General features: G+C 70.4%; 14 protein-coding genes. All 14 read left to right on the top strand.

Annotated elements, in window-relative coordinates; genetic code table 11:
• The first annotated feature begins 549 nt into the window (after window positions 1–549).
• The 14 genes from WI697_RS11245 to WI697_RS11310 are packed head-to-tail and all read left to right on the top strand — an operon-like array spanning window position 550 to window position 16,624.
• A complete protein-coding gene (locus WI697_RS11245) occupies window positions 550–1,098 on the top strand; it encodes a division/cell wall cluster transcriptional repressor MraZ (RefSeq protein WP_385998293.1) in 549 nt (182 codons plus the stop codon).
• Complete coding sequence (gene rsmH, locus WI697_RS11250; protein ID WP_345958512.1) at window positions 1,095–2,099, top strand: 16S rRNA (cytosine(1402)-N(4))-methyltransferase RsmH; 1,005 nt, start codon at window positions 1,095–1,097, stop codon at window positions 2,097–2,099. The genes WI697_RS11245 and rsmH overlap by 4 nt, the downstream gene beginning before the upstream one ends.
• Window positions 2,096–2,563 (top strand): cell division protein FtsL, encoded by a 468-nt coding sequence (gene ftsL, locus WI697_RS11255; RefSeq protein ID WP_296715930.1) that lies wholly within the window; start codon window positions 2,096–2,098, stop codon window positions 2,561–2,563. Before rsmH ends, ftsL begins: the two co-directional genes overlap by 4 nt.
• On the top strand, window positions 2,560–4,455 hold the full coding sequence (locus WI697_RS11260) for a peptidoglycan D,D-transpeptidase FtsI family protein (protein ID WP_296715932.1): 1,896 nt from the start codon (window positions 2,560–2,562) through the stop codon (window positions 4,453–4,455). Before ftsL ends, WI697_RS11260 begins: the two co-directional genes overlap by 4 nt.
• The gene (locus tag WI697_RS11265; RefSeq protein ID WP_345958513.1) at window positions 4,442–5,932 is read left to right on the top strand and encodes a UDP-N-acetylmuramoyl-L-alanyl-D-glutamate--2,6-diaminopimelate ligase; all 1,491 of its coding nucleotides are present in this window, start codon (window positions 4,442–4,444) and stop codon (window positions 5,930–5,932) included. Before WI697_RS11260 ends, WI697_RS11265 begins: the two co-directional genes overlap by 14 nt.
• On the top strand, window positions 5,929–7,386 hold the full coding sequence (locus WI697_RS11270; RefSeq protein ID WP_345958514.1) for a UDP-N-acetylmuramoyl-tripeptide--D-alanyl-D-alanine ligase: 1,458 nt from the start codon (window positions 5,929–5,931) through the stop codon (window positions 7,384–7,386). Before WI697_RS11265 ends, WI697_RS11270 begins: the two co-directional genes overlap by 4 nt.
• A gap of 53 nt (window positions 7,387–7,439) precedes the next feature.
• On the top strand, window positions 7,440–8,528 hold the full coding sequence (gene mraY, locus WI697_RS11275) for a phospho-N-acetylmuramoyl-pentapeptide-transferase (protein WP_345958515.1): 1,089 nt from the start codon (window positions 7,440–7,442) through the stop codon (window positions 8,526–8,528).
• A gap of 17 nt (window positions 8,529–8,545) precedes the next feature.
• Entirely contained in the window at window positions 8,546–10,012 is a 1,467-nt protein-coding gene (gene murD / locus WI697_RS11280) for a UDP-N-acetylmuramoyl-L-alanine--D-glutamate ligase (RefSeq protein WP_345958516.1), read from the top strand.
• Complete coding sequence (locus WI697_RS11285) at window positions 10,009–11,130, top strand: FtsW/RodA/SpoVE family cell cycle protein (RefSeq protein ID WP_062762412.1); 1,122 nt, start codon at window positions 10,009–10,011, stop codon at window positions 11,128–11,130. The genes murD and WI697_RS11285 overlap by 4 nt, the downstream gene beginning before the upstream one ends.
• Complete coding sequence (gene murG / locus WI697_RS11290; RefSeq protein ID WP_345958517.1) at window positions 11,127–12,350, top strand: undecaprenyldiphospho-muramoylpentapeptide beta-N-acetylglucosaminyltransferase; 1,224 nt, start codon at window positions 11,127–11,129, stop codon at window positions 12,348–12,350. Before WI697_RS11285 ends, murG begins: the two co-directional genes overlap by 4 nt.
• Complete coding sequence (gene murC / locus WI697_RS11295; protein WP_345958518.1) at window positions 12,347–13,771, top strand: UDP-N-acetylmuramate--L-alanine ligase; 1,425 nt, start codon at window positions 12,347–12,349, stop codon at window positions 13,769–13,771. Before murG ends, murC begins: the two co-directional genes overlap by 4 nt.
• Window positions 13,771–14,781, top strand: a complete 1,011-nt coding sequence (gene murB, locus WI697_RS11300; protein ID WP_345958519.1) for a UDP-N-acetylmuramate dehydrogenase — start codon at window positions 13,771–13,773, stop codon at window positions 14,779–14,781. Before murC ends, murB begins: the two co-directional genes overlap by 1 nt.
• Complete coding sequence (locus tag WI697_RS11305) at window positions 14,778–15,692, top strand: D-alanine--D-alanine ligase (protein ID WP_345958520.1); 915 nt, start codon at window positions 14,778–14,780, stop codon at window positions 15,690–15,692. Before murB ends, WI697_RS11305 begins: the two co-directional genes overlap by 4 nt.
• Complete coding sequence (locus WI697_RS11310; protein ID WP_062762406.1) at window positions 15,680–16,624, top strand: cell division protein FtsQ/DivIB; 945 nt, start codon at window positions 15,680–15,682, stop codon at window positions 16,622–16,624. Before WI697_RS11305 ends, WI697_RS11310 begins: the two co-directional genes overlap by 13 nt.
• Window positions 16,625–16,645: the final 21 nt, after the last annotated feature.

Below are 16,645 nucleotides of genomic sequence, written 5' to 3' on the forward strand. Positions count from 1 at the left end.
GCGCACCTGGCGCCGCCCGCACTTCCCCGGCCCCGGCCTTGGGCAGGGATGGGACGGCTGAATCATTTTTGGGAAAATCTGGGAGAGGGTGCTCTCCCGCTCTATGCTGGGCGACGCTGCCACTGTTGCATCCTGCAAGGATTCATAAGTTCACGTTTTGTTCACGGTTGATCGAACACTGTCCCGTGATTTCAAGGCCCTGGGCCCTGTTCCTGATATATGTGCGCAGCATTTGCCAAGCATCTGTTTCATCGAAGAATTTTCAAGGACTTCCAGCGGAATGTCCGCTTGACCCCCTAAGGGCCATTCGATACCTTCGGCTCAAGGATCCAAAAATTCCCAGGTCTGCCCACCTCCTCCCAATCCGTTCCAGAGCGGCGGGCGGAAACGGGCGCCAGGGCAGAGGGGTCCGCTTCGGAAAGTCCTGGTCCAGATTTCGGGGCCTGGCCTGAAAGATCGCCCCGGGCGATCGGACCGGTCAGCCATGGAGGGCAACGCCAGCAGGGCTCCGGTCCCTCCGGAGCAGAGTGGTCTCGAGGAGTTCGCCGGGTGGCGCTGTTCCTGTCGACATTCGAAAAGCCGATCGACAAGAAGGCTCGCGTGTCGGTGCCCCCTCAGTTCCGTGCTGCTCTTGGCAACCAGGAGTTCAAGGGTATCGTCGCCTATCCGTCGTTCATCAATCCGGCGGTCGAAGCCTCCGGCTACGATCGTATCCTTCAATTGTCGGAAAGTATCGAGACGTTCGATCCGTTCTCGGAAGAGCGTGACGCCTTCGCGACCGCCATCCTCGCCGAATGCCAGCAGCTGCCCTTCGATACCGAAGGCCGGGTGGTGCTGTCGAAGCGGCTGATGGAGATCGCGGGGCTGGAAGACAAGGTGATCTTCGTGGGCAAGGGCCGTACCTTCGAGCTGTGGCAGCCGGAGCGTTTCGCCGAGCATCAGGCGGCGGCGCGCGAGCTGGCGCTGGCCAATCGCGGCCGGCTGCGGCTCGATCCCACGCGCGCGCCTGCGATCACCCGGCCTGCCGCCCCCGCTCCCGCATCGGCCGCGGCCGACTCCTCCGATGGCGGGCCCTCCGATGGCGGGGAGGGCGCATGATCATGTCCATGCCCGCGACCACCGCTCCCCATGTTTCCGTGCTGCTGCCCGAGGTGCTGGCCGCCTCCGCCCCCGTCGAGGGCGCGGTGGTGGTCGATGCGACCTTCGGGGCCGGCGGCTATTCCCGCGGCTATCTGGCGGCCGGCGCCGCCCGGGTCTACGGCATCGATCGCGACCCGACGGCCGCCGAGGCGGGCCGGGCGCTGGAGGCCGAAAGCGGCGGCCGCTTCCGCTTTCTGCAGGGCCGGTTCGGCGACATGGAAGCGCTGCTCGATGCCGCAGGCGAGCCGATGGTCGACGTGGTCGCCTTCGATTTCGGCGTGTCGTCCATGCAGCTGGATCAGGCGGAGCGCGGCTTTTCCTTCCGCCATGACGGGCCGCTCGACATGCGCATGGAGCGGGCGGGCATGAGCGCCGCCGATTTCGTGAACACCGCCGAAGAGCGCGAGATCGCCGACGTGATCTGGATCTATGGCGAGGAGCGGGCTTCGCGCCGGGTGGCGCGGGCGATCACCCGCGGCCGGCCGTTCGAGACCACGGCGGCGCTGGCCGAGGCGGTGCGTTCCGCCCTGCCGCCGCGCGGCCGCGACCAGATCGACCCCGCGACCCGCAGCTTCCAGGCCATCCGCATCCATGTGAACGATGAGCTGGGCGAGATCCTGCGCGGGCTGGTGGCGGCCGAGCGCCGGCTGAAGCCCGGCGGCCGTCTGGCGGCGGTCACCTTCCACAGCCTGGAAGACCGGCTGGTGAAGCGGTTCCTGACCGCGCGGGCCGGCCGCGGCGCCAATCCGTCGCGCCATGTCGCGATCGTGGCCGATCGTGACCGCACGGCCCCCAGCTTCGCCATTGCCGGCACCCGGCCGACCGTGGCGGGCGAGGCCGAGACCGCCGCCAATCCGCGGGCCCGCTCCGCCAAGCTGCGTGCCGCCCGGCGCACCGATGCCGCCGCCTGGGATGCCCCCGCCGATGCCCAGGGCCTGTTCAGGGAGCCTGCCCGATGATCCGTCCCGGCACCGTCCTGCTTCTGGGCTGCACCGCCGCGATCGCGGCCGGTCTGTTCTGGGTGAAGTACCGGGTCGCGAGTCTGGAGGACGCCTATGTCGCGCGCAATGCCGAGCTGCTGCGCGAGCAGGAGGCGATCCATGTGCTCAAGGCCGAATGGGCCTATCTGAACAATCCCGAGCGGCTGGAGCGGCTGGCGGGTGAATATCTGGAGATCAAGCCGCTCGAGGGGCGCCAGCTGGTGAGCCTGGCCTCTCTGCCGCTGCCGCGCTCCGAGACCGAGCCCCGGCCGAAATCCAAGCCCGGCACGCCGCCGGCCTCGTGGCCGCTGGTCGACCATGTGCCGGCGCCGCGCGATACGACCGTGGCCGCGGCACAGCCGGCGCCGCGATCCTCCATCGATGCGGCCGTGGACAGTGTTCTCGATCAGGGCGGCGTGGTGCTGACAGGGGGGGCGCGATGACCCGCGACGACCGCTTCGGTCCCCGCCGCGACGATCGCGGCCACCCCGAGAACACGGCGCCCGAGGCGCCGCGCAAGCCGCGCGTGCCGCTGCCGCGCGCCCGCCGGGTGCGGCTGGGCGTCGCCCGGGCGGTCAAGCTCGACGGCAATGTGAAGCAGGCGCTGGAGACCGGCCGCAACCGGGTGCTGTTCACCGCGGCCTTCTTCGCGCTCGCCTTCATCGCGCTCTCGATCAAGCTGATCGCGGTAGGCGTGCTGCATGAAGGCGGCGAGCCCCGGGTCGCCCGTGGTGCGCCGCCGCCGCAGCTGGTGCTGGACCGCGCCGACATCACCGACCGCAACGGGGTGCTGCTGGCCTCCAACCTCATCACCGCCTCGCTTTATGCCGATCCCAAGCTGGTGCTGGATCCGGTGGAGGCGGCGGTCAAGCTGCGCACGGTGCTGCCGCATCTGAACCAGACCGATCTGATCGCCCAGCTGTCGGGCGACCGGCGTTTCGTCTGGATCCAGCGTGGTCTGAAGCCCGAACAGCAATACGAGATCAACGCCCTCGGTATCCCCGGGCTCTATTTCCAGCGCGAGCAGCGCCGGATCTATCCCCAGGGGCGGCTGACCTCTCATGTCATCGGCTTCACCAATATCGACAACACCGGCCGCGGCGGGCTGGAACAGGGGCTGGACCGCACGCTGCGGGAACGCGCCGAAACCGGCCGCGGGCCGCTGGTCACCTCGCTCGATATCCGCGTTCAGCAGGTGCTGCGCGACGTGCTGCGCGATGCGATGCAGGAATTCCAGACGATCGGTGCCACCGGCATCGTGATGGATGCACACAACGGCGAGATCCTGGCCATGGTCTCGCTGCCCGATTTCGACCCGAATGCGCCGGTCAATCCCGAAGACCCGGCGATGTTCAACCGGGCGACGCTCGGCGTCTATGAAATGGGCTCGATCTTCAAGGCCTTCACCGCGGCGGAGGCGCTGGATGCGGGCGTGGTCAAGATCGATGGCGGCTTCGATGCCACCGACCCGATCAAGATCGGCCGCTTCACCATCCGCGACTCCCATCCCCAGCGGCGCTGGCTGAGCGTGCCCGAGATCATGCTCTATTCGTCCAATATCGGCGCCGCCAAGATGGCGCTGGCGGTGGGCGCCACCCGGCAGCAGGACTATATGCGCCGCTTCGGCTTCCTGACCCCGGCCCGGATCGAACTGCCGGAGGTGGGCCTGCCCCAGGCGCCCCATCCGTGGCGCGAGGTCAACGTCATGACCATCGGCTTCGGCCATGGTGCCGCGGTCAGCCCGCTTCAGGCCGTGGGCGGGATGGCCGCGCTGATGAATGGCGGCTACAAGGTGCCGGCGACGCTGATCAAACATCAGCCGGGCGAGCGTGTGGTGCGCGAGCAGATCATCAACGAGCAGGTCACCGCCCTGGTGCGCAAGATGATGGTCGGCGTCGTCCAGGAGGGTACCGCAAGGAAGGCGCAGGTGCCGGGCTACCTGGTGGGCGGCAAGACGGGCACGGCCGAGAAGGCCGGCGCCGGCGGCTATCGGCGCAAGGCGCTGCTGACCTCGTTCCTGGGCGGTTTCCCCATGCAGGATCCGCGCTATGTGGTGCTGGTCACGCTCGACGAGCCCAAGCCCACGCCCAAGACCTATGGCTATGCGACCTCGGGCTGGAACGCCGCCCCGACCGCAGGAGAGCTGATCCGCCGGATCGCGCCGATCCTGGGCGTGCGGCCGATGTCGATCGATGGCAGCCCCAATCCCATGCCGGTGCTGCCGCAGGACCGCAAAGACGATCTGCGCTATGCCCTGGTCGGTGACGAAGACGAAGCCTCCGTCGCCGCCGATCTCCCCCAGTCGGACACCGAGGTGACGAATGCGGCTTATTGAGCTGATCGACCGCGATGCGACCGCGATCGGCGGTGATACCCGGATCACGGGCATCACCTCCGACAGCCGCGCCGTGCGGCCGGGCATGCTCTTCGCCGCCATCCCGGGCACGGTGCGCGACGGGCGTGACTTCATTCCCGAAGCCGTGGCGGCGGGGGCCGTGGCGGTGCTCGCCCCCACGGGTACGGTGGTGCCGGCCGGTGTGGCGCTGGTCGAGACCGGAGAGGTGCGTGGCGCGCTCGCCCGCATGGCCAGCCGCTTCTACCCGAAGCGTCCGGGCGTGATCGCGGCGGCGACCGGCACCAACGGCAAAAGCTCCGTGGTGGCCTTCACCCGTCAGATCTGGGTGCGGCTGGGACTGGCCGCCGCCAGCCTCGGCACGCTGGGATATGACGGGCCGGGCGATCTGGCGGCGCCGGGGCTGACCACGGTCGACCCGGTGGCCCTGCATCGCCTGCTGGATCAGGCGGCCCGGGCCGGGGTGGGGCATCTGGCGATGGAAGCCTCCAGCCACGGGCTGGATCAGCACCGGCTGGACGGGATCGCGCCGGTCGCGGTCGCCTTCACCAACCTGACCCACGACCATCTGGACTATCACGGCACGATCGAGGCCTATCGCGACGCCAAGCTGAAGCTGTTCGCCGAGATCGCGGCGCCGGCCGGCTATGCGGTGATCAATGCCGACAGCAGCCATTACGACCATTTTGTCCGCGCGGCGCTGAAGCGGCCGCTGGCGGTGATCGATTACGGCCGCAAGGCCCGTGTTCTGCGCCTGGTTTCGGTGGAGCCGATGGCCGGCGGCGGGCTGCATGTGGCGATCGAATATCGCGGCCAGCGCCATGAATTCGGCCTGGGCCTGACCGGCAGCTTCCAGGCGCACAACGTGCTGGCCGCCATGGGGCTCGCCATCGGCTGCGGCGCATCCCCCGAAGCGGTGGTGGCGGCGCTGCCCTATCTGAAGGCGGTGCCGGGCCGGATGGAGCAGGTCGGCACCAGTGCCGCCGGCGCGCCGGTTCTGGTCGACTATGCCCACACCCCTGATGCGCTGGAGACGGTGCTGAAGGCGGTGCGCCCCCATGCCCATGACCGGGTGGTGACGGTGTTCGGCTGCGGCGGCGATCGCGACCGCACCAAGCGCCCGGCGATGGGCCGGATCGCGCTCCGCGAGGCCGACCATGCCATCGTCACCGACGACAATCCGCGCAGCGAGGACCCGGCCGCGATCCGCGCCGAGATCCTGGCGGCCGGTCCCGGCCTGGTCGAGATCGGCGACCGGGCGGCGGCGATCGATGCCGCGATTGCCGGCCTGGGGGCCGGCGACGTGCTGGTGATCGCCGGCAAGGGCCACGAGACCGGCCAGAAGATCGGCGACCGGGTGCTGCCCTTCGACGACCGCGAGGTCGCGCGCGCGGCGCTTCGGTCCCATAGCGGTACGGTGATCGGGGGCGGCACGGTGATCGGGGGAGGGGCGGCATGACCGGCAACCGGCCTCTCTGGACGATCGCAGCGGTCGCCGCAGCAACCGGCGGTTCCGTTTCGGGTGCCGATGCCGCCATCTCGGGTGTCGCGATCGACAGCCGCGAGGTGCGGCCCGGCGATCTGTTCGTGGCGCTTCTGGGCGACACCAATGACGGCCACGACTATCTGTCGGCGGCGCTGGCCAATGGCGCGGCCGCAGCCCTGGTCCACCGGCTGCCCGAAGGTCTGCCCGCCGATGCGGCCGCAAAACTGATCCGGGTGGGCGACACCATGGCCGCCCTGCAGGCGCTGGGTGCGGCTGCCCGCGCGCGGTTCGGCGGCCGGGTGGTGGCGGTGACCGGCAGTGTCGGCAAGACCGGCACCCGCGGCGCCATCGCCCGCGCGCTCGGCGCCTATGGGGTGGTCCATCAAAGCCTGCGCAGCTTCAACAATCATTGGGGCGTGCCGCTGTCGCTGGCGCGGATGCCGGCCGATGCCGATTATGCGGTGCTGGAGCTGGGCATGAACCATGCGGGCGAGATCGACGCGCTCTCGCGCCTTGCCCGGCCGCATGTGGCGCTGGTCACCAAGGTGGCGCCGGCGCATCTCGGCAATTTCCGCAACGAGGAAGAGATCGCCGACGCCAAGGCCGAGATCTTCAACGGGCTGGAAGCCGACGGCGTGGCGGTGCTGAACCGCGACAACCGGCATTTCGACCGGCTGGCCGCGGCGGTGCTGCTGGGCCATCCCGCGACCCGCATCGTCGATTTCGCCGCCAGCCGCCACGGTGCCCAGCGCGCCATGATCCGCCTGATCAAGGCGACGCCGGCGGGTGGCGGCACGGCGGTCGCGGCCGAGGTGGCCGGCCGGCCGGTGGATTTCGTGATCGGCGTGCCCGGCGCCCATTGGGTGGAAAACGCGCTGGCGGTGCTGGGCGTGCTGCACGGGCTGGGGCTGGAGCCGGGCCCGGGGGCGGCGGCGCTGGCGGCGCTGGAAGCGCCCGAAGGCCGCGGCACCCAGATCCGCATCCCGACAGCCGGCGGCGGGCTGCTGGTCATCGACGAAACCTACAACGCCAACCCGGAATCGATGCGGGCGGCGATCGCGCTCGGGGCCGATCTGGCCCGGGCCGAAGGCGGCCGGCTGGTGGCGGTTCTGGGCGACATGCTGGAGCTGGGCGACCACGCCGAGCGTCTTCATCGAGAACTCACAGCTCCCCTCGTTGACGCGGGGGTGGCGGTCGTCTACACCGCCGGGCCGGCCATGATGCATCTCCACGACGGGCTCGATCCCGATCGTCGGGGCGGCCATGCCGACACGTCGGAAGATCTGGCACCTGCCGTCGTCCGGGGCGTCGCTCCGGGGGATGTGGTGCTGGTCAAAGGGTCGCGCGGCATGCGCATGGAACGGGTGATCGCGGCCCTGAAGGCTGCGGGCGCCCGGCCTGCGGACACGGATACGGACAAGGGTTAACGGGCCGCGGCACCGGCAGGGCTGCCGGTGGCCGACACGGTTTTGGAGCACGCATGCTTTTCAATCTGCTCTATCCGCTTTCGAGCGATCTGAGCTTCCTGAACGTCTTCCGGTACCTGACGTTCCGGACGGGCGGCGCTTTGATCACGGCGCTGCTCATCAGCTTCGTGCTCGGCCCCAGTCTGATCCGCTGGCTGCGTCGCAAGCAGCGCGAGGGTCAGCCGATCCGCAGCGACGGCCCCGAGCGGCATCTGATCGAAAAGCGCGGCACCCCCACCATGGGCGGCGTGCTGATCCTGACCGGCGCCGGCCTCTCCACCCTGCTCTGGGCGGACCTGACCAGCGCCTATGTCTGGATCGTGCTGATGGTGACGCTGGGCTTCGGCCTGATCGGCTTCGCCGACGACTATCTGAAGGTCGTCCGGCGCAACCCCAAGGGCCTGCCCGGCAAGGCAAAGCTGCTGCTTCAGACCCTGATCGGCGTCGCCGCCGCGGTCTGGGTGCAGTACATCGCCCTCGACGACCAGGCCTCGGGTCTTGCCATCCCGTTCGTGAAGAACGTGCTGCTGGATCTGGGCCTGCTCTACGTGCCTTTCGCGGTGTTCGTGATGATCGGGTCGAGCAATGCGGTGAACCTCACCGACGGGCTCGACGGCCTGGCCATCGTGCCGGTGATGATCGCGGCGTCGAGCTTCGCCTTCATCGCCTATCTGGTGGGCAATGCGATCTATGCCGAATACCTGCAGGTCCACTACGTGCCCGGCACGGGTGAACTGACGGTGCTCTGCGGTGCCCTGGTGGGCGCCGGCCTGGGTTTCCTGTGGTTCAACGCGCCGCCGGCCATGGTGTTCATGGGCGATACCGGCTCGCTGTCGCTGGGCGGTGCGCTGGGGGCGATCAGCGTGGTGACCAAGCATGAACTGGTGCTGGCGGTGATCGGCGGGCTGTTCGTGCTGGAGACCGTCTCGGTGATGGTCCAGGTCGCCTCGTTCAAGCTGACCGGCAAGCGCGTCTTCCGCATGGCGCCGTTGCACCATCACTTCGAGAAGAAGGGCTGGGCCGAGAGCACCATCGTGATCCGCTTCTGGATCATCGCCTTCGTCCTGGCCCTGATCGGCCTGTCCACCCTCAAGCTGCGCTGAAGAGGCGAGCCCGTCCCATGAGCCCGAACCCGATCTCTGCTCTCATCCCCGATGCCACGCTGCCGACCCCGGTCGTGCCCGGCGTTGCGGGGCGGTGCGTGGTCGTGGCGGGGCTTGCGCGGTCGGGGCTCGCCACCATCCGGGCGCTGAAGGCCGGCGGTGCCCGGGTCATCGCCTGGGACGACAACCAGCCGGCCCGCATGGCCGGTGCCGAGGCCGGGGCCGAGGTGCTGGCGCCGGATGCCATCGACTGGAAGACGGTCGACCTGCTGGTCGCCGCCCCCGGCCTGCCGCTGCATTTCCCCCGCCCGCACGAGACCGTGCGCCGGGCGCGGGCCGCCCATGTCGCCATCACCGGCGATGTCGACCTGCTCTTCGCCGCCTGCGGCGAGGCGCGCTATGCCGCCATCACCGGCACCAACGGCAAGTCGACCACCACCGCGCTTCTGGGCCATATCATCGGCCGGATCGTCGGCAGCACCGCCGAGGGCGCGCCGGCGCGCGCGGCGGTCGGCGGCAATCTCGGCATCGCGCCGCTGGCCCTGCCGGCGCTGGGCGCGGGTGAGCTTTACGTGCTGGAGCTGTCGTCCTATCAGCTGGACCTGACCAGCCGGTTTGCGGCCGATGTCGGCGTGCTGCTGAACCTCAGCCCCGATCATATCGACCGTCACGGCGACTTCGCCGGCTATGTCGCGGCCAAGCGCCGGCTGTTCGACCAGCAGCGGGCCGGCGCCACCGCGGTGATCGGCTGCGACGACGGCCCGTCGATCGAGGTCTTCGATGCGCTGGCCGCCGAAGGCCGGCTGCGGGTGATCCCGATCGCCGCCACCCGCCCGGTGGCCGGCGGTGTCTGGGTCGACGAGGATTTCCGGCTGATCGACGACCTGAACGGCGGCGCCCGGCCGGTGATGAGCCTGGCCGGTATCGACACGCTGCGCGGCCGCCATAACGGCCAGAATGCCGCCGCCGCCTATGCCGCCGCCCGGGCGCTCGGCCTTGCCCCCGACGACATCGCCGCCGGCATCCGCAGCTATCCGGGCCTGGCCCATCGGCTGGAGACGGTGGGCCATGTCGGCCCGATTGCGATCGTCAACGACAGCAAGGCGACCAATGCCGAGGCCACCCGCCCGGCGCTGGATGCCTTCCGGCGGATCTACTGGATTGCGGGCGGGGTCGCCAAGGCGGGCGGCATCGCATCGCTCCGGCCGTGGTTCGACCGCGTCGCCCATGCCTATCTGATCGGCGAGGCCGCCCAAGGCTTCTCGCGCACGCTCGGCGACGAGGTGCGGTGGACGGTCAGCGGCACGCTGGAGGCGGCGCTGGATCAGGCGCTGGCCGATATCGCCGCAGACGCCCAGGCGGGGGAGGGCACGGCGTTGCTGCTGTCGCCGGCCTGTGCCTCTTTCGACCAGTTCAAGAGTTTCGAGCATCGCGGCGACGTGTTCCGTGCCGCGGTCGCCGCCCGGCTGGAGGGACGGTCATGATCGCCTTCGCCCGTACCGATACCAGCCTCGTCGCCCGCTGGTGGTGGACCGTCGACCGGGTCGCCCTGCTGCTGATTCTGCTGCTGGTGCTGGCCGGCATCGTGCTGACCATGGCGGCCTCGCCCGCCGTCGCCAACCGCATCGGCGCGCCGACCTATCATTTCGTCATCCGCCAGGCGCTGTTCGTGATCCCGGCGGTGCTGGTGATGATCGGCCTGTCGCTGCTCAACCCCGATCAGGTGAAGTCGGCGGGGGCGATCGGCTTCGGCCTGTTCCTGCTGCTGCTGGCCCTGGTGCCGGTGGTCGGCACCGAGATCAAGGGCGCGCGCCAGTGGATCGGTGCCGGCCCGATCGCCCTGCAGCCTTCGGAGTTCGTGCGGCCCTTCTTCTGCATCGTCACCGCCTGGGCCCTGGCCGATGCGCGGGTGCGGCGCAATCTGACCGGCTATCTGGTCACGGTCGCCATGCTGGTGGCGGTGGTCGGCTTCATCGTCGCCCAGCCCGATTTCGGCATGACCATGCTGGTGCTCGGTACCTGGTCTATCCAGGTTTTCGTCGCCGGCCTGCCCTGGATCCTGGTGGCGCTGGTGGTTGGCGGCGGCCTGGCCGGCCTGGTCGGCGGCTATCTGATGCTCGACCACGTGGCGAGCCGCATCGACCGCTTCCTCGATCCGTCGAGCGGCGACAACTACCAGATCATGACCTCGCTTTCGGCGATCCAGAATGGCGGGCTGATCGGCCGTGGCCCGGGCGAGGGCCTGGTCAAGGCGGTGCTGCCCGACGCCCATACCGACTTCATCTTCGCGGTCACCGCCGAGGAATTCGGTGCGCTGGCCTGCCTGCTGATGATCGCGGCCTTCGGCGGCATCATCCTGCGCGGCTATATGCGGATGATGCAGGAACGCGACCTGTTCGTGGTGCTGGCGGTTTCGGGCCTGCTCGGCAGCTTCGGTCTGCAGGCCTTCATCAATATGGGCGTCGCGGTGCATCTGATGCCGACCACCGGCATGACCCTGCCGCTGATCTCTTATGGCGGCTCGTCGCTTGTCGCGACCGCGGCCGGGCTCGGCATGATGCTGGCGCTGACCCGCCGCCGCTATCTGGAGGGCACGCGATGACCGCTCTCCGCACCCTCCCGACCCGCGGCCGCATCGTCGTCACCACCGGCGGCACCGGCGGCCATGTCTTCCCGGCCCGGGCACTCGCGGCCGAACTGATCCGGCGCGGCTGGACGGTCGATTTCGCGACCGACGCCCGTGGCGTCGCCCATGTCCGCATGCCCGAGGGCGTGGATGTGCATGCGCTGCCCGCCGGCGGCGTTTCGGGCATGGGGATGGGGCGCCGGATCAAGGGCGCCGTCGAACTGCTGCGCGGTGTGGCCAGGGCCCGCGGCCTGATGCGCCGTCTGGCGCCGGCCGCCGTGATCGGTTTCGGATCTTACGCCGCCCTGCCGGCGACGCTGGCGGCGCTGCTCGCCGGGCTGCCGGTGGGTCTGCATGAACAGAATGCGGTGCTGGGCCGGGCCAACCGTCTGCTCGGCCGCAAGGCGCGGCTGCTGGCGCTGTCGGTGGCGGACACCAGGGCGGTGCCGGATGCGGCGCGCCCGCGGGTGCGGGTGACCGGCAACCCCGTCCGGGCCGAGGTGGCGGCGGTCGCCGACATGCCCTATGCCGCCCCGGCGGCGGGGGAGGACTTCGTGCTGTTCTCAACCGGCGGCAGCCAGGGCGCGCGTTTCCTGGGCACCACCCTGCCCAGGGCAGCCGCCCTGCTGCCGGCGGCGCTGAAGGCCCGCACCCGGCTGGTGATCCAGGTCCGGCCCGAGGACATGGCCGGCGCCGAGGCGGCGCTGGCCGGCCAGGGCTTCGCCGCGGTCGAACTGGCGCCGTTCTTCGCCGACATGCCGGCGCGTCTGGCCGCGGCCCATCTGGTGGTGGCGCGGTCCGGTGCCTCCACCGTCGCCGAACTGGCGGCCGCCGGCCGGCCGTCGCTGCTGGTGCCGCTGCCGGGGGCGATCGACGACCACCAGACCGCCAATGCCCGCGCCCTGGTCGATGCCGGTGCTGCGATCGCCATGGCCCAGCCTGCGGCGACGCCCGAGGCGCTGGCCCGGGCGATCGCCGATCTGGCGGAAGACCCCGCCCGGCTGGCGCGCATGGCAGAGGCGGCGCTGGGCGTCGGCCGGGCCGATGCCGCATCCAGGCTTGCCGATCTGGTCGAGGCCCTGGCCGAAGGCCGGGCGCTGCCGGCCGATACCGAGGGTGGCCTTCGGGCCGCCGCGACCAACCAGACCCCGACGGGCGGCGCGCTGCCGTTCGGCGGGCGCGAGGAGACCGCATGAGGCGCATTCCGCTCACCATCGGCACGCTGCATTTCGTCGGCATCGGCGGCATCGGCATGTCGGGCATCGCCGAGATCCTTCAGGGCCTCGGCTACGACGTGCAGGGCAGCGACATCGCAGAGAACGCGAATGTCCGCCGACTGCGCGCGAAGGGCGTGCGCGTCGCCATCGGCCATGCGGCCGAGAACATCGCCAATGCCGCGGTGGTCGTCGTCTCCTCGGCGATCCGCCAGGACAATCCGGAACTGGTCGAGGCGCGCCGGCGCTTCCTGCCGGTGGTGCGCCGCGCCGAGATGCTGGCAGAGCTGATGCGGCTCAAATCCGCGGTGGCGGTGGGCGGCACCCATGGCAAGACCACCACCACCTCTCTGGTGGCGGCGGTGCTGGATGCCGGCGACATCGACCCCACCGTGATCAATGGCGGCATCATCAACGCCTATGGCACCAATGCCCGCCCGGGCGAGGGCGAGTGGATGGTGGTGGAGGCGGATGAAAGCGACGGCAGCTTCCTGAAGCTGCCGGCGACGATCGCCATCGTCACCAATATCGACCCCGAGCATCTGGACCACTACCGCAGCTTCGCCGCGGTGCGCGAGGCCTTCCGGACCTTCGTCGAGAACATCCCGTTCTACGGTCTGGCGGTGCTGTGCAGCGACCATGCCGAGGTTCAGGCCCTGATCGGCCAGATCCAGGACCGCCGGATCGTGACCTACGGCTTCAACCCGCAGGCTGATATCCGGGCGGTGGACGTGCGCCACGACGTCGACGGCGCCCGCTTCACCGCGGTGATCCGCGACCGGCGGGCGGGGTCGGAACGGCGGATCCCCGATCTGCATCTGGCCATGCACGGCCCGCACAATGTCCAGAACGCGCTGTCGGCGATCGCCGTCGCCGACGAGCTGGGCATTCCCGACGAGGCTGTGCGCAAGGCGCTGGCCGGTTTCGCCGGGGTGAAGCGCCGCTTCACCGTCACCGGCGAGGCGAACGGCGTGCGGGTCATCGACGATTACGGCCACCACCCGGTAGAGATCGCGGCGGTGCTGCGCGCCGCCCGCGGTGTCGCCCAGGACCACAGGGTGGTGGCGGTGGTCCAGCCGCACCGCTACAGCCGGCTGATGAGCCTGTTCGAGGAATTCTGCACCTGCTTCAACGACGCCGACACCGTGGTGGTGGCCGATGTCTATGCGGCGGGCGAGACCCCGATCGAGGGCATCGACCGCGACGCCCTGATCGAGGGGCTGCGCGCCCGCGGCCATCGCCATGTGGTGGCGCTGGACGGGCCGGAGACGCTGGCCGCCGTGGTGAAGCCGCTGGTGTCGCACGGCGACATGGTCGTGTGCCTGGGCGCCGGCAACATCACCGCCTGGGCCGAAAAACTGCCGCGCGAGCTGGCCGCGGCCGACGGGGAGGCCGGCGCGTGATGACCGATGCCGCCCTGACGCAGACCATCCGGCATGCCGCCGCCGACGGGGAGGGCGGTGCCGCCGCCCTGCCGCTGGCCGGCCGCCTGCCGGCGGTGCGCGGGCGGATCAGCCATGGCGCGATGCTGGACCGGGTGACCTGGTTCCGGGTCGGCGGGCCGGCCGAGGCGCTGTTCAAGCCGGCCGGCGTGCAGGATCTGGCCGATTTCCTGGCGGCATTGCCGGCCGATGTGCCGGTCACCGTGATCGGTGTCGGCTCCAACCTGCTGGTGCGCGATGGCGGTGTGGCCGGGGTCGTGGTCCGGCTGGGCCGCGGCTTCGTCGACATGGAGGTCGACGGCACCGAGGTGATCGCCGGTGCCGGGGCGCTGGATGTGAACGTGGCCGAGATCGCCCAGCGGGCGGGGCTTGCCGGGCTTGAATTCCTGTCGGGCATTCCGGGCACCATCGGCGGCGCGCTGCGGATGAATGCCGGGGCCTATGGTGCCGAGATCGCCGATGTCCTGGTCTCTGCCACCGCGGTCGACCGGGCCGGGCGCATCCACGAGGTGCCGGCCGCGGCGCTGGGCCTTGGCTATCGCCACGCGGCGGCACCGGCGGACTGGATCTTCACCGGCGCCCGTCTGCGCGGCCGGCCGGGCGATCCGGCGGCGATCCGCGCGCGGATGGACGAGATCCGGGCGCAGCGCGAGGAAAGCCAGCCGGTCCGGTCCCGTACCGGCGGCAGCACCTTCCGCAACCCGGAAGGGGCCAGGGCCTGGGAGCTGATCGACCGGGCCGGCTGCCGGGGCCTGAAGATCGGCGCCGCCCAGGTGTCGGATCGGCACTGCAACTTCCTGATCAACACCGGCGGTGCCACGGCCGCCGAGATCGAGGCCCTGGGCGAAGAGGTGCGCGCGCGGGTGCGGGCCGCTTCGGGCATTGAACTGACCTGGGAAATCCGCCGCATCGGCCGTCCGGCCGGTGCGGTGCCGGGGGCAACCACGGACGAGAGCGGGAGCAAGGCATGACCACGCAGCATGTGGCGGTACTGATGGGCGGCATGTCGGCGGAACGCGAGGTTTCGCTGACCAGCGGCCGTGCCTGTGCCGAGGCGCTGCGCGGCGAGGGCTATCGGGTGACCGAGATCGATGCCGGTGCCGATCTTGGCGCGAAGCTGGCCGAGATCCGTCCGGATGTGGTGTTCAACGCCCTGCATGGCCGCTTCGGCGAGGATGGCTGCGTGCAGGGCGTGATGAACCTGATGCGGCTGCCCTATACCCATTCCGGCCTGCTGGCATCCGCCATCGCCATGGACAAGCCGGTCGCCAAGCGGCTCTACGCCGCCGCCGGCCTGCCGGTGGCCGAGGATCGGGTGATGCATATCGACGAGATCGGCCGCGAGCATCCGATGGCGGTGCCCTATGTGCTGAAGCCCGCCCAGGAGGGGTCGAGCGTCGGCGTGCGGATCGTGCGCGACGAAAGCGAGACCCCGCTCGGCAACCGCAGCTGGACCCACGGGCCGGTGGTGCTGGTGGAACGCTACATCCCCGGCCGCGAGCTGACGGTCGGCGTGATGGACGGCAGGGCGCTGGGGCTGACCGAGATCCGGCCGGTGCAGAACTTCTACGACTACGAGGCCAAGTACACCGACGGCCGCGCCGTGCATCTGGTGCCGGCGCCCGTGCCCGAGGAACTGGCCGTGCGGGCGAAAGAGATCGCCGAGGCGGCCCATCGGGCGCTCGGCTGCCGCGGTGTCAGCCGCGCGGATCTGCGCTGGGACGATACGAAACCCGGCACCGAGGGGCTGATCCTGCTGGAGGTGAACACCCAGCCGGGCATGACCCCGCTGTCGCTGGTGCCCGAGCAGGCCGCCGCCGCGGGGATCGCGTTCGGGCCTTTGGTCAGATGGATGGTGGAGCACGCCGCATGCGACGCCTGAGCACCGAAGACATCCGCGTCAAGCGGGTCACGACCCATGGCTTCGAAGGGGCGGAGGAAGCCGCCGCCCTGGCGGAAGCCCTGCGCCGTCGCCGTCGCCGGCCGAAATGGCTGCGGCCCGCGGCCATCTGGGGGCGCAGGCTGGGGGTGCTGGCGCTGGTCGGCGGCGCCGGCTGGTGGCTGTGGTCGTCCGGCACCGCCGGGGCGGCGGCCGACGGCGTCCATGATTTCGCGGTGGTTCAGGCCGGCCATCTGGGGCTGGCCGTGAAGGAAATCTATCTGGAAGGGCGGTACGAAACGAAGCCCGGACAGGTACTTGGGGCAATGGCTGTTGACCAGGGCACGCCGATGCTGGCGCTGGACCTGGACCAGATGCGCCTCAGGCTGGAACAGCTGCCCTGGGTGGAGCGCGCCTCGATAGAACGGCGCTGGCCGGACACGCTTTACGTCCGCATCCGCGAGCGTCAGGCCGCCGCCCTCTGGCAGGTCGGCGACGGCCATATCCTGGTCGACCGCAAGGGCGCGCTGATCGAAGGCGTGGATGTGGGCCGCTTCGCCTATCTGCCGGTGGTGGTGGGCGATGATGCCCCGCAGCTGGTGGCGCAGCTGCTGGACCTGGTCGAAACCGCCCCCGATCTGGCCGACCGCTTCGTGGCGGGGGTCCGGGTCGGCGGCCGGCGCTGGGACGTGCATCTGAAGGACGGCGTGGTGGTGCGCCTGCCGGCCCGCGGCGCCGTCGAGGCCTGGAAGCGGCTGGCCGAGGTGGAGCGCGATCACGGCATCCTCGAGAAGGCGATCACCTCGGTCGATCTCAGGATCGCCGGCCAGTTCGCCGTCCGTCTGACCGATGCGGCGGCGCTGACCGAACGGATGAAGCCCGAGGTCAAGCGGCCGCCGGGTGCGGCCGCGACCGGCCCCGGGCTCGATGCCTGACCCCGGGGCGGATGCCCGACG

Source organism: Tistrella mobilis (genome assembly GCF_039634785.1).
GTDB lineage: Bacteria > Pseudomonadota > Alphaproteobacteria > Tistrellales > Tistrellaceae > Tistrella > Tistrella mobilis.

Bases quoted from the DNA above. Each gene is read 5' to 3' on its own strand.
- rsmH (WP_345958512.1), top strand. From the start codon at position 1,095: ATGATCATGTCCATGCCCGCGACCACCGCTCCCCATGTTTCCGTGCTG.
- ftsL (WP_296715930.1), top strand. From the start codon at position 2,096: ATGATCCGTCCCGGCACCGTCCTGCTTCTGGGCTGCACCGCCGCGATC.
- WI697_RS11260 (WP_296715932.1), top strand. From the start codon at position 2,560: ATGACCCGCGACGACCGCTTCGGTCCCCGCCGCGACGATCGCGGCCAC.
- WI697_RS11265 (WP_345958513.1), top strand. From the start codon at position 4,442: ATGCGGCTTATTGAGCTGATCGACCGCGATGCGACCGCGATCGGCGGT.
- WI697_RS11270 (WP_345958514.1), top strand. From the start codon at position 5,929: ATGACCGGCAACCGGCCTCTCTGGACGATCGCAGCGGTCGCCGCAGCA.
- mraY (WP_345958515.1), top strand. From the start codon at position 7,440: ATGCTTTTCAATCTGCTCTATCCGCTTTCGAGCGATCTGAGCTTCCTG.
- murD (WP_345958516.1), top strand. From the start codon at position 8,546: ATGAGCCCGAACCCGATCTCTGCTCTCATCCCCGATGCCACGCTGCCG.
- WI697_RS11285 (WP_062762412.1), top strand. From the start codon at position 10,009: ATGATCGCCTTCGCCCGTACCGATACCAGCCTCGTCGCCCGCTGGTGG.
- murG (WP_345958517.1), top strand. From the start codon at position 11,127: ATGACCGCTCTCCGCACCCTCCCGACCCGCGGCCGCATCGTCGTCACC.
- murC (WP_345958518.1), top strand. From the start codon at position 12,347: ATGAGGCGCATTCCGCTCACCATCGGCACGCTGCATTTCGTCGGCATC.
- murB (WP_345958519.1), top strand. From the start codon at position 13,771: ATGACCGATGCCGCCCTGACGCAGACCATCCGGCATGCCGCCGCCGAC.
- WI697_RS11305 (WP_345958520.1), top strand. From the start codon at position 14,778: ATGACCACGCAGCATGTGGCGGTACTGATGGGCGGCATGTCGGCGGAA.
- WI697_RS11310 (WP_062762406.1), top strand. From the start codon at position 15,680: ATGCGACGCCTGAGCACCGAAGACATCCGCGTCAAGCGGGTCACGACC.